Annotated in this window: 25 protein-coding genes and 1 pseudogene; 3 read left to right on the top strand and 23 right to left on the bottom strand. The window is 39.6% G+C overall.

All coding sequences use genetic code 11. The annotated features are described in order from the left end of the window. Positions 1-140: 140 nt before the first annotated feature. Positions 141-509, bottom strand: a pseudogene (locus tag AC1D69_RS18585) (SDR family NAD(P)-dependent oxidoreductase); the annotation flags it as partial. Between AC1D69_RS18585 and AC1D69_RS18580 the strand changes: the two are divergent. Next, the gene (locus AC1D69_RS18580; protein WP_495457672.1) at positions 494-598 is read left to right on the top strand and encodes a helix-turn-helix domain-containing protein; all 105 of its coding nucleotides are present in this window, start codon (positions 494-496) and stop codon (positions 596-598) included. The pseudogene AC1D69_RS18585 and the gene AC1D69_RS18580 overlap by 16 nt on opposite strands. Positions 599-735: 137 nt before the next feature. Here the strand turns inward: AC1D69_RS18580 and AC1D69_RS18575 are convergent, their stop codons facing one another. The 18 genes from AC1D69_RS18575 to AC1D69_RS18490 all read right to left on the bottom strand — a co-directional run bounded on the left by AC1D69_RS18575 (position 736) and on the right by AC1D69_RS18490 (position 16,464). Continuing rightward, positions 736-957, bottom strand: coding sequence for a hypothetical protein (locus tag AC1D69_RS18575; protein WP_495457635.1), 222 nt, complete (start codon positions 955-957; stop codon positions 736-738). A 27-nt stretch (positions 958-984) separates the two neighbouring features. Then, entirely contained in the window at positions 985-1,239 is a 255-nt protein-coding gene (locus tag AC1D69_RS18570) for a hypothetical protein (RefSeq protein WP_495457634.1), read from the bottom strand. Positions 1,240-1,489: 250 nt separating this feature from the next. Continuing rightward, positions 1,490-1,993 carry a ferritin gene (locus AC1D69_RS18565; RefSeq protein WP_495457633.1) on the bottom strand — a complete coding sequence of 168 codons (504 nt, stop codon included), beginning with the start codon at positions 1,991-1,993 and terminating at the stop codon, positions 1,490-1,492. 130 nt (positions 1,994-2,123) lie between these two features. Beyond that, positions 2,124-2,600, bottom strand: coding sequence for a heme-degrading domain-containing protein (locus AC1D69_RS18560; RefSeq protein WP_495457632.1), 477 nt, complete (start codon positions 2,598-2,600; stop codon positions 2,124-2,126). Positions 2,601-2,629: 29 nt separating this feature from the next. Further along, a complete protein-coding gene (locus AC1D69_RS18555; protein ID WP_495457631.1) occupies positions 2,630-3,163 on the bottom strand; it encodes a cysteine hydrolase family protein in 534 nt (177 codons plus the stop codon). Positions 3,164-3,232: 69 nt separating this feature from the next. After that, positions 3,233-3,910, bottom strand: coding sequence for an ABC transporter ATP-binding protein (locus tag AC1D69_RS18550; RefSeq protein ID WP_495457630.1), 678 nt, complete (start codon positions 3,908-3,910; stop codon positions 3,233-3,235). Beyond that, a complete protein-coding gene (locus AC1D69_RS18545; protein ID WP_495457629.1) occupies positions 3,907-5,016 on the bottom strand; it encodes an ABC transporter permease in 1,110 nt (369 codons plus the stop codon). The genes AC1D69_RS18550 and AC1D69_RS18545 overlap by 4 nt, the downstream gene beginning before the upstream one ends. A 69-nt stretch (positions 5,017-5,085) precedes the next feature. After that, positions 5,086-6,462 carry a sensor histidine kinase gene (locus AC1D69_RS18540; protein ID WP_495457628.1) on the bottom strand — a complete coding sequence of 459 codons (1,377 nt, stop codon included), beginning with the start codon at positions 6,460-6,462 and terminating at the stop codon, positions 5,086-5,088. Beyond that, complete coding sequence (locus tag AC1D69_RS18535) at positions 6,462-7,136, bottom strand: response regulator transcription factor (RefSeq protein WP_495457627.1); 675 nt, start codon at positions 7,134-7,136, stop codon at positions 6,462-6,464. Before AC1D69_RS18535 ends, AC1D69_RS18540 begins: the two co-directional genes overlap by 1 nt. A 16-nt stretch (positions 7,137-7,152) precedes the next feature. After that, positions 7,153-7,908 carry a M15 family metallopeptidase gene (locus AC1D69_RS18530; RefSeq protein ID WP_495457626.1) on the bottom strand — a complete coding sequence of 252 codons (756 nt, stop codon included), beginning with the start codon at positions 7,906-7,908 and terminating at the stop codon, positions 7,153-7,155. A gap of 28 nt (positions 7,909-7,936) precedes the next feature. Further along, positions 7,937-9,508 carry an ABC-F family ATP-binding cassette domain-containing protein gene (locus tag AC1D69_RS18525; protein WP_495457625.1) on the bottom strand — a complete coding sequence of 524 codons (1,572 nt, stop codon included), beginning with the start codon at positions 9,506-9,508 and terminating at the stop codon, positions 7,937-7,939. A gap of 415 nt (positions 9,509-9,923) precedes the next feature. Next, a complete protein-coding gene (locus tag AC1D69_RS18520) occupies positions 9,924-11,225 on the bottom strand; it encodes a pyrimidine-nucleoside phosphorylase (protein ID WP_495457624.1) in 1,302 nt (433 codons plus the stop codon). 45 nt (positions 11,226-11,270) lie between these two features. Beyond that, the gene (gene deoB, locus AC1D69_RS18515; RefSeq protein ID WP_495457671.1) at positions 11,271-12,452 is read right to left on the bottom strand and encodes a phosphopentomutase; all 1,182 of its coding nucleotides are present in this window, start codon (positions 12,450-12,452) and stop codon (positions 11,271-11,273) included. Between the two features lie 43 nt (positions 12,453-12,495). Further along, complete coding sequence (locus AC1D69_RS18510; RefSeq protein WP_495457623.1) at positions 12,496-13,674, bottom strand: NupC/NupG family nucleoside CNT transporter; 1,179 nt, start codon at positions 13,672-13,674, stop codon at positions 12,496-12,498. 99 nt (positions 13,675-13,773) lie between these two features. Next, entirely contained in the window at positions 13,774-14,166 is a 393-nt protein-coding gene (locus AC1D69_RS18505) for a cytidine deaminase (RefSeq protein WP_495457622.1), read from the bottom strand. Positions 14,167-14,236: 70 nt separating this feature from the next. Continuing rightward, complete coding sequence (gene deoC / locus AC1D69_RS18500; protein WP_495457621.1) at positions 14,237-14,905, bottom strand: deoxyribose-phosphate aldolase; 669 nt, start codon at positions 14,903-14,905, stop codon at positions 14,237-14,239. A 252-nt stretch (positions 14,906-15,157) separates the two neighbouring features. After that, positions 15,158-16,093, bottom strand: coding sequence for a DNA-binding transcriptional repressor DeoR (gene deoR, locus AC1D69_RS18495; protein ID WP_495457620.1), 936 nt, complete (start codon positions 16,091-16,093; stop codon positions 15,158-15,160). A 92-nt stretch (positions 16,094-16,185) separates the two neighbouring features. Beyond that, positions 16,186-16,464 carry a hypothetical protein gene (locus AC1D69_RS18490; RefSeq protein ID WP_495457619.1) on the bottom strand — a complete coding sequence of 93 codons (279 nt, stop codon included), beginning with the start codon at positions 16,462-16,464 and terminating at the stop codon, positions 16,186-16,188. Between the two features lie 198 nt (positions 16,465-16,662). On the opposite strand from AC1D69_RS18490, the gene AC1D69_RS18485 reads away from it, so the two are divergent. Continuing rightward, on the top strand, positions 16,663-16,935 hold the full coding sequence (locus AC1D69_RS18485; RefSeq protein WP_495457618.1) for a hypothetical protein: 273 nt from the start codon (positions 16,663-16,665) through the stop codon (positions 16,933-16,935). A 77-nt stretch (positions 16,936-17,012) separates the two neighbouring features. Here the strand turns inward: AC1D69_RS18485 and AC1D69_RS18480 are convergent, their stop codons facing one another. Next, positions 17,013-20,246 (bottom strand): chitinase N-terminal domain-containing protein, encoded by a 3,234-nt coding sequence (locus AC1D69_RS18480; RefSeq protein WP_495457670.1) that lies wholly within the window; start codon positions 20,244-20,246, stop codon positions 17,013-17,015. Positions 20,247-20,575: 329 nt separating this feature from the next. Here AC1D69_RS18480 and AC1D69_RS18475 point away from each other — a divergent pair, with 329 nt between their 5' ends. Further along, on the top strand, positions 20,576-20,746 hold the full coding sequence (locus tag AC1D69_RS18475) for a hypothetical protein (RefSeq protein ID WP_495457617.1): 171 nt from the start codon (positions 20,576-20,578) through the stop codon (positions 20,744-20,746). A gap of 136 nt (positions 20,747-20,882) precedes the next feature. Here AC1D69_RS18475 and AC1D69_RS18470 read toward each other — a convergent pair whose 3' ends face one another. From AC1D69_RS18470 to AC1D69_RS18460, 3 genes are all read right to left on the bottom strand, one after another. After that, the gene (locus AC1D69_RS18470) at positions 20,883-22,019 is read right to left on the bottom strand and encodes a rhamnogalacturonan acetylesterase (protein ID WP_495457669.1); all 1,137 of its coding nucleotides are present in this window, start codon (positions 22,017-22,019) and stop codon (positions 20,883-20,885) included. 245 nt (positions 22,020-22,264) lie between these two features. Then, positions 22,265-22,933, bottom strand: coding sequence for a fructose-6-phosphate aldolase (fsa, locus tag AC1D69_RS18465; protein WP_495457616.1), 669 nt, complete (start codon positions 22,931-22,933; stop codon positions 22,265-22,267). Positions 22,934-23,323: 390 nt separating this feature from the next. After that, positions 23,324-24,292: a permease prefix domain 1-containing protein gene (locus AC1D69_RS18460; RefSeq protein WP_495457615.1), complete on the bottom strand. Its 969-nt coding sequence runs from the start codon at positions 24,290-24,292 to the stop codon at positions 23,324-23,326.

Below are 24,292 nucleotides of genomic sequence, written 5' to 3'. Positions count from 1 at the left end.
TTGCCAACATCTATATACCTGTTTCAAGTATATCAATAGCATAGGATTTACCTTTCAGATAAAAACTATACTTGCAGACAAAACCAGTCAGACGCTTAATTTAGAAAAAAACCATGATTAGATAAACTTGTCATTGGTTTTGTGCTTAGGGATTGGGTTAACAATTTAAGGCCGCCTTTTGCTGAAGCATATGCTGTAACGCCCGCTTTTCCCACATGACTATGGATGGAACCACAGTTCACATTAGCTCCCCCAGTACCTTGAGCCATCATTTGCTTAATGGCATATTTGTCACTAAGGAACACACCGGTTAAGTTAATATCAATTGTTCTTTTCCAATGTTCAGATAACAACTGATCCGCCGGTCCATCATTGGCGATTCCAGCGTTAGCAAAAAGGATGTCGAGTTTACCATACTGCTGAACGGTTTCATCAACCTTATGCATAATATCGATCTCATTCATTACATCCGTCTTGACAAAAAGAGTATCAAATCTCTGAGTATTTAGTAGAAATCGCCAAAACAGGCTCTATAACACAAGCTGCACATAATTTATATGTAACCATTTCTGCGATTAGTCAATCTAATCCAACCTAGAAAAGGAATGGGGTGTGAGTATCCTCAAGAGTTCTAGAACTAACTAATGTAGTAAGTAACAGAATATGAAAAAGAACATGGAGCAATCCGTGGAATTCTCCACACATCACTCCATGTCCTATTCTTGTTTGTTATCCCTATTTATTACTCTTTGGATCTTTATGAACAACGCGTGCTGGTCTAACGACCGCATTATTATCACGTTTCATCGGTTTCACATGGTTAATCGGATTATTGAAGTCTATCTTTTCAGGTGTGACAGCTTCGACAGATTTTTGATTTTTATCCGTAGCATTTTTTTTAATTCGGTCTGGTCCGCCATTGTGTTTCCCTTTATTCCATACCGTTCCTTTACTCATACAAACACTCCATCTCTATATCTCATATTATACAAGCTCATTCCACCACGGGATCATTTCATATACACAAAGCCCATTGTGCTCTCCAATGACCTTCATATCGTTCAATTCTTCTGGTGTATATCCATTCACTTTTTCAACGGATTCAACGTGGTATATTTTTCCTGATAGATTCGATTTCAAAACATAACAGTCCTCATAACTCTGAGGATCCACCACCAGCAAGTTTGCTGGAATCCCAGTTATGGTAACAACCGCATTCTGCGCCAGTTCCTCTGTCACAATGATATTCCCCTTTTATCCTAGATATATTCCACGTCATATTCATATCTGTAGACACACTATCAGAATTTTATACGAAGATCGGCTTTCAAACAAGGATTTTTCTTGGATATTGCTAAATTTATGTGATTTTAGAATTTCAAACATCCTTTACTACCTGTTACACGTAAAAAAGATGAGTAAGAAAAAGGAGGCATTTCCCCTCTATCTACTCATCTGATTGGTTAATGGGAATATCCCAGCCGATCCACTATTCCGCAGGCGGAGTAAATGAACGGGATGCAAATTCTGCATCTAACATATAGAATGCGTTGCTATCTTTTTCAATACGTTTCAACTTCTGAATGATGCTATCGAATAAGGACTCTTCTTCGACCTGTTCATCAATGAACCATTTCAGGAAGTAGATTGTAGCATGCTCGCGCTCATCTGTAGCTAAATCAGCAAGGGCATAGAATTTCTTCGTGTTCTGTTGTTCGTGTGCATAACCGTGTTCAAACACGTCAAGCATGGAAGTATACTCATTCTTTGGTTCTGGTAATGCTTCAAGAGTTGCACGTTGTCTACGATCGTTAAGGAACTTATAAATTTTCATCGCATGGAATCGTTCTTCCTCTGCTTGTACCGTGAAGAAATTCGCAAATCCATCTAGACTTTCACCTGAGCAATATGCTGCCATTGCGAGATAGACATGTGCTGAATAAAATTCAAAATTCATCTGTGTATTAAGAGCTTTCGCTAATCCATCATTCATTGAACAAGTCACCTCTGCTTCTTATAATTTATGATTAACCATACTTATCCATCGTAACATGGTAGCCATTCATCGGCAAGAGGTCCATATTTCGATCATAATAATCCTTAACCAAGTAATCCATACTCATCTAAAGAGATAAATATCGACGTAATGCGGAGATCAATAGATCGTGATCTTCTTGATCAGGTAGTCCTGAGACCGTAATCGTACCTATCCGACCTTCATCCTGAATAACAAGAGGGAACCCTCCACCAGCGCCCACATAATCTACAAAAGGCAAACCATAATGTTCTTCTAACGTCGTTCCTTCGTTTTGTAATCGGAGCGCCACATGCCATGAACTGGAACCAAAGTGGTTCACTACATTATTCTTTCTCCGTATCCAATCTTCATTCTCAGCAACGGTTCCTTCCATAGCATGCAGAAATAATCGTTGCCCATCCCGCGTAATGTCTACGGTTATACGTTTCGCAGTTTGTCTTGCTTCCTCCACGATTACGAGTCCTAGTTGTAATGCCGTTTCATTAGTAAATGACGTGAATTGGAGTTCTTGTTCTTCCTTCTCCATCTGAGCTATACGCTGTTCAATCGTTAGGGTAATCAATTAGTCATCTCCTCTATCCTTAAATGTAATCACACCAATAAATCTTCATTTAATTGCTCGATGGATACCACTTTTGCATAACGATGATTCCAAATTTGTTGTGTATAGTAATCAGACAATGCTTTACCAGATAATACTGGATTATCATAGGTAGTCGTAGTATCTTCCGGGATAATAACATGGTAGCCGTATTCAAAAGCAACCTTGCAAGTAGCATCAATACAATACTCCGTCTGCATGCCTACAAGGATGATGTTTTGAATATCTTTACGTTCTAGATATTCTTTTAATCCGGTATTTCTAAACGCACTATTATATTGCTTATCAAACACTTTTTCGTTATCCATAGGTGAAATATCTTCATAAATACTCCACCCTACCGTGTTTCGTTCCAATTCATCACCCACACCGCCATCATGACGAACATAAACCACTTCGATACCTTGTACTCTGCAAGTAGAGATTATATTTTTTATGTTAGCAACCACGGTGTTTTCATTATACGGATGTTCCTCTACAAGTGCCGTTTGAACATCAACTACTAATAATACAGTATTTTTCATAAGAAATACCTCCATATATATAATCTTCTTATAATTATTCTATATGGTTGTACTCCAATATACTATTCTTTATTTCTTTACTAGAATACCATCCTGCAAATAAAGTACACGATCACACCACTCTAGCATCCGCTCATCATGTGTAACCATAACTGCCGCTTTACCTTCGTTCTTCACTTCTTCAGCTAACATTTGAACGACTTCCTTGCCGCGTTTGAAGTCTAGGCTAGCTGTGGGCTCGTCTGCAAATAATATAGCAGGATTATTCATCCAAGCTCTCGCAATGGCTACACGTTGCTTCTCACCGCCCGATAACTTCTCTGGGTAATGATTACGTCGTTCCCAGATGCCTAGTCGCTTCAGTAAATAGGATGAGCGTTGCTTAGCTTCACTTGAACTTAATTTCGCAATTTTAGCCACATATAGTAATTGTTCTTCCACTTTAATATAAGGAATTAACTGCGCATTCTGAAACATGAACCCGATATTATGCAAGCGGAAATCAGCCAGTTGTGCTGTATCTTTATCAGCAAGTGATTCTCCATTAATGATGACTTCTCCACTCGTCGGTGTTAGAAGTGCTCCAGCGGTTGATAGGAATGTGCTTTTACCAGAACCGGATGGACCAAGAATAGCTAAGAATTCCCCTTCGTTCACCTGTAAATTCAATCTGTTCAGAACGGATAGCGTTGAATCACCATCACCGTAGGACTTCGTTACATTTGTCATGATCAATTTAGCTGTCATGCTCCAACCCTCCCAATCGCTTCTAACGCATCAACTTTTGCTACCTTGATTACGGAAATAAGTGATCCGATCACAGACATCCCTACAAATAAGCAACTCGTTAAGGTCATTGTAGATGTGTTTAAACGGAACGGCATAGACTCTGGAAGGACCATGGACATACCAACGGTGAGTACAAGACTTATAACTAGACTTCCCACAGATAGAATCAATACTTGCCCAACAACACTACGTGCAAGGTACGATGTTTTCGTACCCATCGCTTTCAGAATCCCAAATTGACTTGTCTTTTGAATCGTGATGACATAGAAGAAAACAGCAAGAACAACCCCAGAAATTAAGAATAGGAACACCGTCATCATGAGTAATGATCCCTGTTCCTCCGCATAACCAGGAATACTAGAGATGGCTTCTTTTTGTGTAATTACATCCATATTATCAAGCTTACTCTGTAATAGCGTTGCTTGATCTTCAGAGACATGAAGTGCAATCACGTTAAATACTGTGTTCTCAACTGCTGATCCTACCTGATGGTTCATTTCCATCCATTCCTGATTGTTCATATATATTACGGGTGTGTGACTATAGGAGTTATCCTCAACATAACCTGCAACGGTCCAAGTCATGCCTGTCTGCTGATCGGAGATGGTACTTCCGATCTTAATCCCCGATTCTTCAAGTTTTCGATCGACGATCACACTACCTTGGGTTTCATTGGTAATGGCAGTCCCTTCAACGACGGATGGAGCAAGTTGACTCGTCATATCGACAGCAAAAAATGTGGCATCAACCTTTGCATCGTGGTCGATCGCTGTAACTGTGCTCATCTGAATACTTAATGGCGTAGCATGATCCTTCCCTACAATCGAACGAACATCTTGTAGATTCGATTCGGTCAACTGAGAGCGTCTAAATTTATGATCAGCATCCCCTTGAACAACATAATGATTAGCTGACATATTCTCAATTGCAGATGTGTTAGCATAGGCCAACCCTTTCGCTAAGCCAGTTACAAACAAGACAAGGAAAGACACCAATAACATAATAACCATAATCAATGCATATCGGGCTTTTGAATGGCGAAGCTCTCTTAATGATAAGTACATATAATCACCCCTTCTAATCTGTATAGACTCAGTTTAGAAGGTGAGTGTGAACGGAGTATGAATAACAAATTACAAATAAGGTAACAGAATCGTGAATGTCGTTCCTTCACCTAGTTTACTTGTGACTTCTATGGAGCCTTTATGTGAATGAACAATCTTCTGAGCAATCGACAACCCAAGGCCGTTACTAAGCGTCTCGCGAGTACGTGCTCGATCAACCTTATAGAATCTATCAAATATCATGGGCAATTCATCCTCTAAAATACCTTGGCCCGTATCAGATACAGTAATCATACAGAATCCACCCTCAATATTTGCAGATATATTAACCGTCCCGCCTTCAGAAGTATATTTAATGGCATTCGAGATCAGATTCATCCATACCTGATGTAGCAAGTTTACATCCCCATGAATCGTGATATCCGGTAGGTTTAGACGGAGTGCTATTTGTTTCTCCGTCAATTTCCACTCCATGATTTGAATCACTTGGCGTAATTGAGTGCGCAGATCGAACGGTTTCACTATTAAAGCATTGTCATCATAATCAAGCGAAGATAACGTAAGCAATTGCTTACTTAGTAAGGATAGGCGGCGACATTCTTCTTCAATTATGGATAGGTAATGATCCCGCTGATGTTCCGTTAATGATGGCTCTTTAAGTGAATTTGCAAATCCTTGAATGGAGGTCAGCGGCGATTCAATCTCATGGGATACATTGGCAACGAATTCCTGTCTAGATCGGTTCGTCCGTTCCAATTCTTTACTCATAGTCATGAAATTAGAAGCCAGTTGCCCAATTTCGTCACGGCGCCACGTGTTCAGCTTAATATCATATCTTCCTTTAACAATCTTCTTGGTGGCGTCCGTCAGTCTTGTTATCGGTCTGACGATATGTAGTGCAGTAATCATCACAAAACCTAGGCAGAACAGAAGAATTAACCCGATAATCATCGCGAAAAAAACACGCAGTTCGCCAAATTGCACTTCAGCATCTGGACGCAAGAATAACGCGTAAGATTGATCTTTTATTTGAAGTGGAACACCTATACTATTTCGTAATTGATTATCAAAGAAACCTGTCACGAACGCTTTATTGGGGAAATTAGCGACACCATGATACACTTCCCCGTCCAATACCTTTTGTAATTGTCCCTTTTCTAGATCCAATTCACGAAATGGATGTCCAAAAAATCGCCCGTCCCCTTCACCGTTACTTAAATAAATCTTATAACCCAGAGTAGCTACGCTTTGTAAATAGTCATCTACCGATTCCGGATGTAGTTCGTTAAATTGTTGGAGTTGAAGCGCCATTTCAGTCAGTTTCGAATCATTAACAGGCTTCAGCTTGATATGATAGTACATATTAGACATTAGAAAGCCTAATACACTACTTACGATAATGACAGAACAAAAAATAAGGCATATGCGTATATATAGTGATTTCATTAGGTCATTACCTCCACCTTATACCCTATTCCTCTAACGGTTCGAATCAAGAAATCATCTTGATAATCTGAGAACCTCTCACGGAGCCGCTTAATGTGCACGTCCACTGTCCGTTCGTCTCCTTCATAGTCGATTCCCCATACCAGTTCGATCAATTCACTACGAGAGAACAACCGTCCAGGATATTGAGCTAACTGTGCCAGTAACTCGAATTCTTTTACAGGCAATAGTAGTGTTTGTTGCCCATCCGTGACTTCATAATTCTTACGGTCTATGATTAGACGGTTTAATCGTATCTTCTCATCAGAAGCAATGGAATAACGCCGGAATAAGGCATGAATACGAAATAATAATTCTTCTGGCTCAAAAGGTTTCGTGACATAATCATCGGTGCCTCTTAAATATCCTTGTTCCTTATCACTGAGCTGCTGACGTGCTGTCAGTAATATGATAGGTATATCATAGGTTTCACGAATATATTGGCATAAATCTAGACCATCCATATTCGGCATCATGACATCCACAATCGCCAAATCAACGGTAACATCCTTTAATTTATGAATGGCATCTTCCCCATCATTCGCTTCAATCACTAGATACCCTTTTCTTGTTAATACATGTTTCAATAACATACGAATATTCGGGTCATCATCTGCAACCAATAGCTTTCTCATGTTTCACACCCCTACTTTACTCCACATTGAAATTGAAATATTGTTTCGGATATGGTTCATTAACTAGGCTGTAATGCCACCATTCCTTGCTATAAGGTTTAAATCCATACTTCACCATCGTATTCTTAAGCAGATTTCGATTCCCTGTCTGCTGTTTGGTTATAAGCTTCGTTCCATGATTAGAAACTTCTCCAAAGAAATCAAAGTCACTGCCCATGTCTACAACTTCCCCCGTAGATTTGTGGACAAGAGACAGATCAACGGTACTGCCTCTTGTATGTCCTGATTTAGTCGATATGAACCCAAGCTTGAATAAGTTACGCTTATCCAGCAACGGATAGAATTCCTTCTTCATCTTGATATCCTTTACATCTTTTGACCATCTGATAAAGTGATCTACCCCTTTTTGAGGTCGATATGCATCGTATATGATGAGGAGATATCCCTTTTTGTTCAACTCATCGCTTACTTTTTTTAATGCCGTAGCCCCTTTTAGCGACATAATCGCAAGCGGAGCCTTATAGCCATCAATTCGTTTTCCTACAAAATTATAATCCCCATAATATCTGATATCATAGTGCGCAGAAGGAATCATCTCATCTAGATATACAAACCCTTTAGGTAGGCTATTTTTCTTAGTGACCTTTTCCTGCGTAACTGCCTGGGTCTGGGACTCAGCGCTTATCGTCTGCTCTAGGTTAGCTGAAGATAGGAATAAACCAATTACCATAGCACCTACAGCGATCTTTAATCCCCATCCGAAGGGTTTCATTGGGGTAATCCTCCTCCAAAAGCCTCTTTTATAAGTTCTGCTCACTTATTCCCAAAATAGGATCGAACGTAAGCATCTTTGTCCCTATTTTATCAATAAAGAATCGATCGTGACTCACGGTAACTACGGCACCTGGAAAGTGAATCAGTGCCTGTTCCATGACCTGAATACTTGTTAGATCAAGGTGATTCGTAGGCTCGTCCAATATAATGACTGCTGCTCCTGAGAGTAAGCATTTCGCTAACGCCACTCTAGCCTGCTGCCCACCTGAAAGATTCCCTATCACTTTACTGAGATCATTCTCCGAGAATTGGAGCATAGATAGAAATTTATTCACTTTTTTCCGAGTCGCATTTAAGCCAAGCCCAGAGATGTTTACCGCATGACTAACCGTATCCTTAAGATCTAGTTCATCCCACATCCGGTTAAAATAAGCGTAACTAACGCCTCTCTCCCAGATGACCTCGCCCGTTTTCGGTTGTTCCTGTCCAGTGAGCACTTTAATGAGAGTAGATTTCCCGCTACCATTGGGTCCCACAATAACCAGACGATCTTCTTTCTGAATATCAAAATGGATGTTCTCAAATATGGTTCGACCGTCATACGTCTGCCCGATTGCCTTCACTTCACATAACTTGTCTGGGAACCGCAAATTTTCATAAATATCGGTGATCAGTACGTTCACCGGATGTGGATCAACCCGTTTCTTTATATCAGCTAACTTACGTGAGAGTCGATCTTTTGACGTTTTCTTCTGCGAGCGACTATCGATGACTTCGGATTCCATAACGAGAAGTTCCTCTTCCCATTCGAACTGACGATCCAACACTTTCTTACGCATCTTCTTCTTCCGTATGTAATCGGTATAGTTCCCTTCATATTCTTGAAAATGATAGTTCTCGATTTCAATTGTCCGTGTTACGACTCTGTCGATAAATTGCCGATCATGTGATACTAATATCATCGCACCCTTAAAGCGGTGTAGCCATTGCTCTAACCATACAATACCTTCCATATCCAAAAAGTTAGTAGGCTCATCTAGCAACACGACATCAGGCATCTCAATTAGCATTTTAGCTAGCGCAGCTCGGTTTCTCCATCCACCAGATAACTCATCCACAGGCTGATTCCGCGATCTATCATCGAATCCCAACTTATTAAGAACAGTGTCAATCTCGACAGATACATTCCATCCATCTAAATGCTCCATTTGTTCAAAAAGTTCCGCTTGGCGCTCTAATAGTCCATTCATCTCAACATCATCAGATACATAGCCTAGCTTTTCCCCGATATCCTTTAGCTCCTTCTCTATGAGAGCAACCTGTTCGAAGCAACCTTCTAACTCTTGTTGAACAGATAAATGCCCAGATAGTTCAGAGAATTGAGAGAAATAACTAATCTTAACCTGAGGATCCAATTCCACCTTACCGGCAGTAGGCTCTTCTTTACCCATAATGAGTTTAAATACAGTTGACTTTCCAGCACCATTTCGTCCAATTAAACCTATACGTTCGCCTTTACTTACACGAAAATAAATATCTCTAAAAATCATTGTGTCTTCATATTTCTTCGTTACATTCTCCAACCGAATAACGCTCAAGTCTAACACCCCTCTAGTTCTATCTATATCAAAAATAGTATTACTACGATCCAAGTGAGCTCTTTATCTACTCATGCGTGATTATAACACTAGAATGCTGTTCATACCTATTTCATTCCGTTCTTCAAACTCAGAGACTTCTATAGAATGACGTTCTTACAACAAGATACGACCAAGTGAATTGAATTCACTTGGTCGTATGATATCCTGCTTTGTATATTCTTAGGTTTTAAATCATAATCGTACTTGCGCAGAAAACGATTGAGAATGCATGAAGTAGCGAAGGTGACGGAATTGTCCTGAAGAAGCGATAGCGTTCGCCTTTACGCTCTGATTTCTACCGCTGCAGGCGGTATACAATCAAGAAATCAGAGCGTAACAGCGATCGGAAGGACAATCCGTCACCGTAGCGGAATTACTCCGTTACAATATCATAGATAAGTACAAGTGGCTCTGCATGGTCGCCAATACGAATATTATCGTAAATTTTAGTCATCACATCATCCACATTTTCACGATTCGCATGAATGGTTACCAGTGATTCTCCTGCTTTCACAGCATCCCCAACTTTTTTATTAAGCATAAGCCCTACTGCTAGATCAATTTCTGATTCTTTCGTTGCACGGCCGGCACCTAACAACATAGCAGCAATACCAATTTCATCGGCTACGATCTCAGCAACAACGCCATCCACTTTAGCAGGAACTTCAATTAAGTATTTCGCCTGTGGTAATTTCTCTGGATGGTCAACGACGGACGCATCTCCACCTTGGTTCGTAATAAATTCTTTGAATTTATTTAAGGCTTTACCATTACGTATAACTTCTTTCAGCATTTCTTCAGCTTCTTCAAGTGAACTTGCTTTATCCGCTAGGAATACCATTTGACGACCTAGAGCAAGGCAAAGTTCTTCTAAATCTTTTGGACCTTTTCCTTGAAGTGTATCAATCGCTTCTTTCACTTCGAGTGCATTCCCTATAGCCAGACCAAGAGGTTGACTCATATCAGAAATAACAGCCATCGTCTTACGTCCCACATTATTACCAATACTCACCATTGCATGAGCCAGTTCTTTAGCATCGTCAACAGTCTTCATAAATGCACCTGCACCCGTCTTCACATCGAGTACAATTGCATCTGATCCAGCTGCAATTTTCTTGCTCATAATCGAACTAGCAATCAGTGGAATAGAATCAACCGTTGCTGTAACATCACGTAGTGCATACAACTTCTTATCCGCCGGTGTAAGATTTCCTGATTGGCCAATAACCGCAATTTTGTCCTTGTTTACTAGATTCACGAATTCTTCTTTATCGATCTCCACATGGAAACCAGCAATGGCCTCCAATTTATCGATCGTACCTCCGGTGTGACCCAATCCACGGCCCGACATCTTCGCAACAGGAATATCCAATGCAGCAACAAGTGGTGCTAACACAAGAGTTGTTGTATCGCCAACTCCACCTGTGGAGTGCTTATCAACCTTTATTCCTTCAATAGCTGACAGGTCAATCGTATCTCCTGAATTCACCATAGCCATAGTTAAATCAGCGCGTTCCCGAACAGTCATATCTTTGAAATAAATAGCCATAGCCAATGCACTTACTTGATAATCTGGAATCTCATCATTCGTATATCCTTCAATAATAAAATTGATTTCCTCTGTAGTCAGTTCTTTACCGTCACGTTTTTTAGCAATTAGGTCAACCATTCTCATTGTCATTTCTCCTCATCGTTCGTATTTAATGTAGTAGTGTAAGACTTATTTCAAATCGGATAAAAAGCTCTTTCCGTGCTCTGGCATGGTGACTTCGAAGTTATCGGCAATCGTTGCCCCAATATCCGCAAACGTCTCTCGTATTGGCAGCTCATTTCCGGGTTCTTTAAACCGCGGAGAATAGACTAAGAGTGGTACATATTCACGAGTATGGTCCGTTCCACGATAGGTTGGATCATTCCCATGGTCTGCGGTGATGATGAGTAGGTCATCATCAGTCATCTTGGAGAATACCTCTGGCAAGCGGGTATCGTAATCCTCTAATGCTTCTCCATATCCTTTGGGATCTCTGCGATGTCCATACAACGCATCAAAGTCGACTAAGTTCAAGAAACTGAATCCTTTAAATGATTCATCAAAATTTGCAATGAATTTATCCATACCATCGGAATTAGAGACTGTACGAATGGCCTTTGTGACCCCTTCACCATCGAAAATATCTGAAATCTTCCCAATCGCAATGACATCCAAACCGGCATCTTTTAATGTATTCATGACTGTAGGATTGAATGGTTTCAATGCATAGTCATGACGGTTGGAAGTTCGTTTGAACTCACCAATTTCTCCAATAAAGGGTCTTGCGATAATTCTACCTAGCATATAGGGGTCTTCTAGTGTGATTTCTCTACAAAATTCACAAATCTCATATAATTCCTTCAAAGGTACAACATCTTCATGTGCAGCGATTTGGAGTACGGAATCAGCAGAAGTATATACAATTAATGCTCCTGTTTTCACATGTTCTTCGCCAAGCTCTTCAATGATCTCTGTTCCACTAGCTGGTTTGTTTCCAATGACTTTGCGACCCGTTTTCTCTTCAATTCGTGAAATTAATTCATCAGGGAAACCATCCTCAAATACTCGGAAAGGTGTATCAATACGTAGGCCCATCATTTCCCAATGACCTGTCATTGTATCTTTACCGCTCGATGCTTCTTGCATCTTTGTATAATAAGCCAGCGGTTTCTCAGCTACTGGAACGCCCTTGATCTCCTCAATATTGGATAACCCCAGCTTAGCCATAAATGGCATATCCAGACCTCCGCATTCACGGGCAATATGACCTAAAGTATTCACATCATAATCATCGAATTGAGCTGCATCAGGCGCTTCGCCAATTCCAACGGAGTCCATGACAATCACGTGAATTCGTTTGAATGATTTCATCATTAATTCCTACCTTTCCTATAGTGCGTATTTTTTATTGTATTTAAATAAATATACCAGCCACAATTGCAGAAAGAATACTAACTAAGGTTGCACCATATAGCAGTTTCAGGCCAAAACGTGCTACAACGTTCCCTTGCTTTTCGCTTAAACCTTTAACTGCACCAGCAATAATACCGATCGACGAGAAATTAGCAAATGAGACAAGGAATATTGAGATAATACCAACTGTCCGTGAAGAAAGATCAGTGTACTTACTAAGTTCAGTCATGGCAACGAATTCGTTGGATACCATTTTCGTAGCCATAATACTTCCTGCATCCACTGCTTCTTTCCATGGAACACCCATAATAAAAGCAAAAGGTGCAAATACGTAACCGAGTATTTGTTGGAATGACACTCCAAATATACCACTAAAGAGTCCGTTAATCATTGCAATGATTGCCACGAAACCAATTAACATCGCAGCTACGACAACGGCAACTTTAAAGCCATCCATGATATATTCCCCAAGCATCTCGAAGAATGACTGTTTCACTTCTTCTTGTACTTCTAGAATATCTTCTTCTTTGGTAACTTCATAAGGGTTTATTATGGAAGTAATGATGAATCCACCAAACAAGTTAAGAACAAGCGCCGTCACGACATATCTAGGTTCTAGAACTAACATATATGATCCGACAATTGACATAGATACGGTCGACATAGCCGACCCACATAATGTATAGAGACGGTGTTTTGGTAATAAATTGATCTGTTTTTTGACAGATATAAATACTTCGGATTGTCCTAGAACAGCAGATGCAACCGCATTGTACGATTCCAATTTACCCATGCCATTCACTTTACTTAGAATAAGACCAATGTATTTAATAACGAATGGTAAGACCTTAATGTACTGCAAGATACCAATTAGCGCAGAAATAAATACGATCGGTAATAATACGGATAGAAAGAATGTGAATTGTCCTTCGTTTAGTACACCACCAAAGACAAAGTTAACACCTTCAGATGCATATTCCATTAATTTTTCAAATACACTTGAAATAGCTTTAATGACAACATTTCCGACAACTGTATTTAATAATATTGCGGCTAGAATGATCTGTAGGATGACCATGGTGATCAAAGGCCGGTAGCGGATCTTTCTTTTGTCATTGCTTGCGATGTATGTGAGCCCAAAAACAATTAGTATGCCCAGTATAGTAATTAAATATCTCATGATCGTTCTCCTAATAGTCATTTGGATTCTAAGTTGATCGATTCAGTATGAAACGCTTACATCTCATTCATAAAAAGTGGGTTACTTGTCAGGTTACTTTTATTTCATATCAGAAGATTGAAACGCTCCAGGTAAAAGCTGTGACATGGTCCATTCTTCTGTGTTCCCGTGAAGATTAGTTAAATATATTTTGGTATTCTCATCACAAAATTCAGCTAACACTTGACGACAAGCACCACAAGGTGAGACAGGCCCTTCGGTATCCGCTACGACTGCAATCGCTTCAATAACACGTTCTCCTTCTGACACCGCTTTAAATATAGCTGTGCGTTCTGCACAATTGGTAAGTCCAAAAGAAGCATTCTCAATATTACTTCCAGTGTAAATCTTTTTATTTCCTGTTAATAATGCAGCGCCAACTGCAAAGTGTGAATAAGGAATATGAGCATACTTTCGAGCTTCTATTGCCTCTTGAATCAACTGTTCTTTCATTATTATTCCCCCGTTAGTGCTGCTCTATGATGAGCAGCACGGAATTTACACCATAATATTAGCAAGAATATTAGTAAGACGAAGTTGATTGCTCGCCTTCCATTATTTTCACACCAGAACTTGCACCGATTCTAGTTGCACCTGCCGCGATCATTTTTTGCATATCTTCAAGACTGCGAATAGCTCCAGATGCTTTCACGCCGATATTTGCACCAACTGTTTTACGCATAAGTGCTACATCCTCAGCTGTTGCTCCTCCGGTAGAGAATCCTGTTGAAGTTTTAACGAAATCAGTACCCGCTTTAACAGCCAGTTCACAAGCAACCTTCTTTTCTTCATCTGTTAGGATACAAGTTTCGATGATTACTTTTACAAGTGCTTTCCCAGCTGCTGCATCAACAACTGCTTTAATATCTTGTTCAACAAGCTGATGGTCGCCATCTTTCAAAGCGCCAATGTTAATGACCATATCCACTTCAGTCGCGCCATTCTCGATCGCATTCTTTGCTTCAAAAGCTTTCGTTGCACTAGTATTAGCCCCAAGAGGGAATCCAATTACTGTACATACTTTCACGTTCGTATTTGCCAACTGTTCAGCAGCATAAGCTACCCATGTTGGATTTACACAAACGGATGCAAATTCATATTTTTTCGCTTCTTCAGTTAATTTAGTAATCTCATTTTTTGTTGCGTCTGCACGTAAAAGCGTATGATCGATCATTTTTGATAAATTATCCATTTTGACATCACCCTTCTTTTATACGGATCCATAATTACATGTTTAGAATATCACCTATATGAACAAATGTAAACACTATCATGAAATTATGTTCATGGGATTTTTTTCTTGTTTTCCACCCTGCATAAGTTATAGAATATATTACCCAAAATAACTAAAAAACCTTCAAATCCAATATAAATATTGGTATTAAAGGCTTATTTCAACTTTCTATTTTATAGCAAAATATGCAATCTATTTGCTCTATTTTATTTATTTTAACAACGCTTGGGCTGTAAATTGATCCGTAATTAATATATTCGCATACTTACCTGCAAGCGCAGCTTGAATCGCTTTGATTTTACGTTGTCCACCTGCAATAAGAATAGACTTTTCTTTTTTTCTAAGTTCGGAAAGATCAATACCTACCGTACGATTATTGATTCCTTCACTACATATTTCCCCGTCTTTATCAAAGAATCGAGAACAGATATCCCCTGCCCCATGAAGAGCAAGTAATTCCTTCTCTTCTTCATTAAAATAACCTAGACGGAATAGAAGCGCATCTTCTTGTACCGTACCCACTGTAAAAGCAGCAATATTCGCTTGTCTACCTAATTCAATAATCCGCCCGATATGTCGATCTTCTTCTACCATTTGTTTTACTTCAACACTATCGAAAATAACAGGTAAGGGTAAATAGCGAGCCATAGTCTGGAATGCCTCTGCGAATAGATTCACAATTTCAGCTGCATAAGTATTCACTTGTGAATGACTTACGCCACCTTTTAATTGGACTACTTCTACGCCCTTTAGTGGTTTCGATTGTAGATTTAGAGCTACAGCATGCATGGTTGTCCCCCACGTAACGCCGATGATATCCCCATCTTGTACAGACTCATGAAGAAAATCAGCCGCCTTTTTGCTAATATGTTTCTTGATTTCTTCATAATCATTGAGTGGTGAATAACATAACTGCACAGTGTCTAAATGATATCGCTTCTTTAGTTCACTCGCTAAGATATCGATGTCTTCTCGGGGGTCAATAATATCGATTCTAACATACCCTTCATCTTTAGCATGCTGTAGTAATCTAGAAACCGTCGGTCGGGATACCCCCAATAAGGTAGCAATCTGTTGCTGACTATAATCTGATTGATAATAAAGTCTCGCCGCTTCTATACTCAAACGTTGCTTCTCAATGTCCATCGTTATCCAACTCACTTATTTTATTTGTCTCACTATGTATTCATTAATTATACATAGATCCTAAGGTTTTATATAGACATGGAAAAGAGTGCTTATTTCAACTCTTTAAAATTATCAATAAATTCACTGGGGTCCGTTCTAACTGTATAAGAATACACGCCTTGCAAGGTATGAAGATAGAGAAATCCTCCTTCAACTCCCATTTTTCGAAAAGACATATCTAATACATCCTTTATCGGAAACTCACGATACTGCGTCATGACTTTATGTTCATATAAATACATCGAACGATCATCCACGATCGTTGTTTGTTTAGTGTGGGTAACTTGCCTGTGGATTTTATAATACGATTGTTGGGCGATCCAATTCATTACATTATGGCTCCCTTCATAGTGTCCTGTAGTTCTAACACTATTTCTATTGTAGCTAAATAAGTTTCTAATGTTAAATTGTCTACATACTGATGTGCAGGACAGTACACTGTAGAAAGCGAATATAAGTCTTCTAAAAGAAATTAGGTAAGCAAGAAATGCACACCTACTAGACAGGTAGCAGGGGGGTCAATGGTTTTGAAAGTATTGGTTCATAATAATACAAAATTACCTATAGAGAACAAAGTGGATCAACTCACCGCTTGCCTTCATACTATTTTTGATCATGTTGCGTTCGAACTTCTATCAATTACATGTGACGATCTAGGTTATTCAACACCTAATTTAACGACCTCAGGCATCTTTCATCTTTATGGACATGTAAGAATTAATAATGAGCAACAGCCTTATCACATGAAGATATCCTTGGATGTAACTTTGGGATTTTTCCTAAAGTTACATCTAGATTAAATAAAGGAACCTGTCCATCACGTTACTCACGTGTGTTGACGGGTTCCTTTTTAAGAGATGACTATTATAATATAACTTTATTTCACAACATTAATCGTGATCGTTTCACTTGAAGTTACTCCCGCAGCGTTCATCAATTCACTACGGTATTCATATTTACCTGGTGCTTTATTCGTAATGTCTGTCGTAGCACTTTGGGCACTTGATGTGTTCTCTACGAGACTCTGAGTATCAATTAATACGTCATTCTCATACAATCGATATTCCGAGCCATTCGTTCCCCACCACATATTCATGCTCACTTTGTATGTTCCATCGCCATCCCAGTTATCATGTGATAACACAGATTTAGCCGGTGATGCTGCAGATACCGTAACGATCAACGGATCACTTGTGGTCGTTCCAAATACATTAATCAGCTCAGCTGTATACGTATAAGTGCCATTAGCTTTACCAGATATACTTGTCTTTGTATTCTGTGCTGTAGGAGAAGCATCACTTAAGATCTGTGTATCGAGCAGAATCCCGTTCTCGTATAATTTTAGAATCGTACCATTATTTCCCCACCACATATTCATAGATAGGGTATAACTACCACCCTTAAGCCCATTCAAATGTCCACTATTATCGGATAATACAGGCTTTCCTGGCGCTCCAATAGCTAATGGATTGCGAACGGTAAAAAGAATGCTGTTCTCAGCTTGATTACCAGCTAGATCGATTACAGTGTATTGAATCGTATGAACACCTAAGCCAAGATCTGACGCATTCACTGAAGCGCCACTACTAATCTCTTGTCCATCTACCAATAGCTTTTGTGTGGATACGCCTGACAGTGAATCTGTACTCGTAAGTTCAAATTTCAGAACGTCCTCTAATTTCACATCCGCTATCGATTGACCTGATTGTGTTAGCACGACGGAAGGTGCGGTTCTATCAACTTTTACTTCCACCGATTGAGTAGATTCTACTTGACCAGAACTTGTTAACGAATAATATTGGATGGTATGAATTCCTTCCGTTTGAATCGTTACAGGTCCTGCATATACGACTTCTGGCTCGCCATCTATGCTATATTTCGTTGTAATCACATCCGTCGTGTTTCCCGTTGCTGCTAACAATAGGATCACATCGTGATTAAACCATCCATTCTCATTAGGTGATGAAGAGAACGAAGCAGTGGTGACGGGTAAAGTCGGTACAATCACACTAGTGAAATCACTAATCCCTCTAGGTTTCAATTGAAATACACCCTTGAAGATTGCTGAAATTCCTGTTACATCAACAACATCTCCTTCTTGATAAGGGAAATCTGCTAATGTTAAACCCGTACGTACATCTACTCTTACATGGTTACTTGTAGAACCATTGACCGCATCGAATTCAAAAGAACCCGCAGGTGTTGCAGATATTATGTTTCTAATCGTCACATCTTGGAGTTGAATCACTTGGCCTTGATTGACATCATTCACACTTACGGATACTACAGGAACGGGGAGTGAAGCTGTTCCAGTTTTTACAATAGCAACGGGATCCGTAAGCTCAATCTCTGTGTTATACAATGTAAGGGGTGCTGTTATTTTGACTATATCGCCTTTATGAAATCCACTTAATGTCTGAAATACATATATGCCCGCAGTATCATCTTGAAGATAAAATGCTTGGCCTCCAAACGATCCTGGCTCCGTTGTTACAACCCCTTCTAGAGTTACAACCGTTCCCTGCGCTTTACCGCGTGCTTCGGATACGGTAATTTGGCTTGGAATTGGATTGCCTTCTTCAGGAAGCTCTTCTGCAGGTACATCCGCTATTTGAACTGCGGAAGTGATGAGATTGGTACCATTCTGTCTCAATCTAAGACTTGCCGCTCCCAACGTACTTGGCTTAATACGTACCGTGAGATCTTTATAGGCTCGTCCACTACTATTCGATGTTAAGCTATATGTCGAGCTATAAGCGTAAGAGGCAGGCCAAGTTCCATCTTCGTTCTGAATCTTAGCAACCTGTGTTCCACCCGTTAAATAAATCCCCGTACTAAATCCTGATACGGTTGTGTTTGCTGGTAAGTTATCAACGACGACACGTATTTGGAAGTCTTGAGCATTAGGAAGCTGTGCTTGATGTACGAAACTATATGTTGCAGCTGCACTAGCTGTAGGACCTCCATATGAACCTGCTTTATATGTCGCACTGTCGAACCATTTGTACCCAGCTGAAGGAGCAGCCCATGGTTCCGCTTGAGGTTCTGTTGAAGTCTCAGGAGTCTCCATTGCTAATAACGGTGTTGGCTGATCAAGTTGTAAGTTGCTTACTTCACTTAGACTTGTATAATCTTCTTTTTCAGACAACCAGTTAACCATGTTAACTAGCAATGTGCCGTCATCTTGTTCTTTAAATCCATCATAGGTTGTTTTCTTCGCACCTGTTTCTTCACGTAAATACTTAGGAGTTGCATCTTCAACTGGCGATGAATCACCAATAAAGCCTGCCTTTCCTGCACCCAATTTGGATACAGCTACATATGGACCTTCAGCTACTCCACCACCCTTATATACCCCTTGATCTACAGCGTTACCCCAAGATAGGTTAGTAGTAGGAAGATATACAATACCTTTTGATTTCGTTGGATCAATAATCGCGAGTGTGGATCCTGCGTGCATTGCAACTGTGGATACACCCGAAGTAATACCGAAAGCTTGGTCTGGTGCTACGATTTGATTCGCAGTGATATCCCCTAAGGCATTATATCGGAATCGAATACCGAACTTCGATCCTAACCAGTCAGAACTCACGACATCCTGCATAGCCGCAGAGTTACGTTCTTCTGTACTCATTCCTGAAGCAGGATCGTTCCAGGCTCCGCGACGATAGCCATTCATCGCCTCAGATCCATCCCAACGATTCTTGTTACGATCTGCATTATAATGATCTCCGATAAAGAAGATACTGTTACCTTCTCGTACATATTGTTCCATAGCTACTTGCTCACTTTGTTTGAAGGGAACATTTGCTTCAGCAATAACGAATACATCATAGTCTTTCAAATCAGCATAGGTAATAGGAGTTGACTTGCGAAGTTCTTTCACATAATAACCATCATTTGCGAGTGCATTTCCGAAATCTGAGAAAGCTCCATCGATAACCCAGTCTGCTGCACCGGCTGTCTGCGCATGAGAATTATCGAAGAGTACCTTCTTCCCTGCATTGTCATTAACAACTTTAGCTTGGATGAACGGTGCCGGATCTGCTGGACCCTCCGCCAATACAGTTGTCATACCACCACTTAAACCCACATGAAACGATAGTGCCATAGACAACACAATTGCCGACTTCGCTAGCTTAGCTTGAAAACTAGTAAACTTTCTCATTTTATTCCTCCCATGTGTTAAAAGACTAGTATTTCAATTTCAGTCTATCATGAATTTATTTCTAGAAGTTAATATATTTGTAAATTAAAAGGTTAATTTTTGCATAATTTGTAGTGAATTATTCTACTTTTTTAAACTAACCTTTAAACATTCCGTTAGTAGAATATATTTCCACTCTTTTTTATCAAAATTTAATGAAAGAGTCATATTCTATTAACATTTTTATTATATTCTAGTATGAACTTATTACATGAGTAGAGGAGGAATACATCATGATGAATGAATTACAAGGATCGATGTGGATGACATGTTTTCTTCGTAGTCCAGATCAGGAGAAAAAAAATAGTATTGCTAGCGTGATAGAGTCCAACGATATGGAAACCATGGAGAGTATTCGCTTTCATTTAGGTTTAAGGAATCAACTGCATTTACTTAGGAGATGAACTAGCTGAGTATCATTGACTTGAATAACCAACCTTATCACCTTACAATCATTCCATTTAAAATAACGAAATAGACATATTCCAAATTTCTGGAATATGTCTATTTATGTGTATCCTAGCAACTAACCATTATTATCTAAAAACCATCTACCCCTTGATTTCTTAAGTCCTCTACGACAAGTCTAGCAAGTTCCTTCGCTCCCGCACGTGTCGCATGTAGTCCATCAGCTAGAAAAAGAGCACTTGTTGCCTCAGGCCCAATGGCTGTGTAATACGCCGAACTGAGGATATTCAAGTCAACAAGTAGTGTATCTTCTTCAGCCGCTAAAGCTAGAATCGTATTCCTATACCACTTGTTCTCAGCTGAATGAACGCCGTATTCATTGAAATCAGTAGCCAACCCTTGCGGAGTGGATAAAATAACTGTTGCACCCGTTGCTTTTATTTGTTGAATCATATCTTGCATATTTTGCTTGAATTCTTCTTCTGTAATCGTACTCTTGCGATGATTATCATTAATCCCTAATTGCAGTATGAAATAATCATCTGGTTTTATATATTTTACAATAGCTTCTAACTGACCATCATTTCGAAAGCCTCTTGAGGCTTGTCCTCCAGATGCCATATTTCTAATTTGAAATTTATCTTTTTCAAGATAGCGAAATAACATTTGTCCCCATCCACCACGTTCACTGGTCATTAATGGATAGTAGTTAGATACAGTTGAATCTCCACCTACATAGATCGTTCTATTCGTAACCAGATCTTCTGACAATTGAACAATCTCTAGAGAACTTATTGTAGAGGCTGTACCTTTTGCACTTGCAGTAACAACTAAGTTTAATTGTCCATCCGTAATTGGAATTTGAAATTTATCTTTCGGATTTGTGCCCGTCATATCCATGATTTGATATACTTCTTCGGCTACGACATTTGATTTCACGGTATCTCCTAAGGTAACCGTCACCTCATAAAGTCCATTGGGTAGGTCCATGTTAAAAGTGTCTGTACTCTTCGTTCCCTCTGTCATAATTTGAACAGCATCGCTGTGAAGACCTTTCGCAGATGACAACACATTTTTCAAGTTTCTTGTTGCATTAAATCCATATCCTTTGATTCTCGTATATCGATCCGTTGCTTTAACGCCTATGTACCCCGATGTTACACTACCTCCACCGAAGTCAAACTTATACGACGAGCTTGCTTCTGCACTAACATGTTCATCAGGCATCGTTCCTACTACTGCTGTCGTAGATAATAAGATCGCACACATTAACTTCAGTATTCTGCCTTTTTCCACTAGTAGTCCTCCTCATGAATGACGATTCTTGTCATTCCCGCTCACTTAATATCAAAATATAGAATGATTTCAATTTCTTAAGAATACCACAATATAACAGAATACAAAAATTTAACTTGAATTAAAAAGGACCTGACGATTCGATGACCGTCAGGTCCTATGTTTAACGGCTAGATTTGTATATCGGTTTTTAACGAAGGCTTCTTCGTAACCTAAACTTAGTTTTTCGGAGCTTTAACCCAGTCAGCAGCAAATTTCTCTAAACCTTGATCTGTCAACGGATGTTTTGTTAGTTGCTCAATAACACTATATGGAACTGTTGCAATATGAGCTCCTGCCATAGCGACGCGAGTCACATGATCTGGATGACGAACAGATGCAGCGATAATTTGTGCATCCAAGTTGTGAATACGGAATAATTCAGCAATTTTGGATACTAACAATACGCCATCTTCTGAAATATCATCCAAACGACCTAAGAATGGAGATACATAAGTTGCACCAGCACGAGCAGCTAGAAGCGCTTGGTTCACAGTGAACACTAAAGTAACGTTCGTTTTAACACCTTTTTTATTTAAATAACGACAAGTTTCAAGACCTGCTATATTCATAGGAACTTTGATTGTAATATTCTTGTCCCCACCATTAATCTTAATAAGTTCATTTGCTTCCGCAATCATATCTTCAGCCGTAAGTGCATCTGGGGTTACTTCCGCAGATACAGATTCAACATCAGGAACTAATTTCAATATTTCTTCAATACGATCTTCAAACTTCACGCCTTCTTTAGCAACTAAAGACGGGTTGGTTGTAACGCCTGAAAGTACACCGATTTTATATGCCTTTTTAATATCCTCAACATTTGCAGTATCGATAAAGAACTTCATGAACAATTACCTCCTAGTTTTTAATAACTATTATATTATAATATTAATTATCTTTAATTTCTACTTTGTACGACAATTCAACTCACTAAAGCTTTCTCATTTCCCTGTAATTTTATTCATAATTTTGACGTATAAATCTTGCTTAGTTCACGATAAATTTTTCCCTTCCCTTACTCTCCCAATGCTTTTATCAATTTAACATGACTTCACTTCAATCTATATGCATGCTCGTAAAATGGAATATTTTGTTTGTTGGTAGATAGTTATTAAGTATAATATTTCCATGTACTCTTTTTACACAAATAACCCTTTAGACTCATCAGTGGGAGGTTTGTGAAGACTCCTATGGGTCTAAAGGGTCTTTTTCTTGTGATTACGATCGTAGTCACATCACATTCGGGAGACATTTTTCTTCTTCATCATATGATAGATATTGCCGAACATGCCGGACAGGATACCTGTAATCGGGAATATCGCCCAGTTAACGTCCCAGCGCTGATAGACAAATCCTGTAAATAGGAACACTGCCGTCGCCAAAGACCATACCACAGCGTTTACAGCTCCAACAATCCGTTCTTCCTCCTTCTTCTCTGCAGCGATGTGCGGATCTTCTAGCAGCTTCCTATAAGTTCCCTGGATAGTTCCATAATAGACGAACAGGAACACCGCTACTGCTGCAATGAATAGAAAGGCAGCAACTCCATAAGAAGATAAATCATCGTTGATATAGGAAGTCGCAAAGATAGATACCGGGGATAATATGCACAAGCATACCCCCGTAATCAAAGAAAGGCGGTAAGTTGGAGCGTAAAGGATTTGGTTACGCTGAAGTTCCATTTTGAGAGAATAAGGTAGCTGAAATCCTTGCTCCAGACCTTTAAAACGTTCAAGTTTCATTCCGCTATAAATGAACATCCCAACCGCTACAGCGACCATCACGAACATTCCGATCAGCCCTAACATTGAACCTTTATCAGCCATATCCGCATTATTTTCAAAGATTGTACTAAGCGTAATCAGTAGCGCTACTCCCCATGCGCAGAGAACAACGCCGATTCCGGTCCATAAACCGTAGCTACGTCTAGTAGACACATAGGCGTGAACTTCTTCTTCTGTCAGCACAGGCAGGACCTGATCAGGTCCTGATGTTTGGATGCCAAGCTCAGCAGTCAGCTCCTCAATATTACCGAATTCCGAAATGACGATGCCAATCGCCTCATTCTCCGATTTACCTTCCCGCTTAAGCTCGAAATACTTCTCTTCCATCCCTAACAATAACTCCTGCTTCAAATGCTTTAGTTCTGACGTCTTTGGCAGCCCTGCGAACATATTATCCAGATATACTGTGATCGTCTCCAT

Source organism: Paenibacillus sp. Y301, from assembly GCF_059445505.1.
This window is presented reverse-complemented; position numbering and strand designations above follow the sequence as displayed.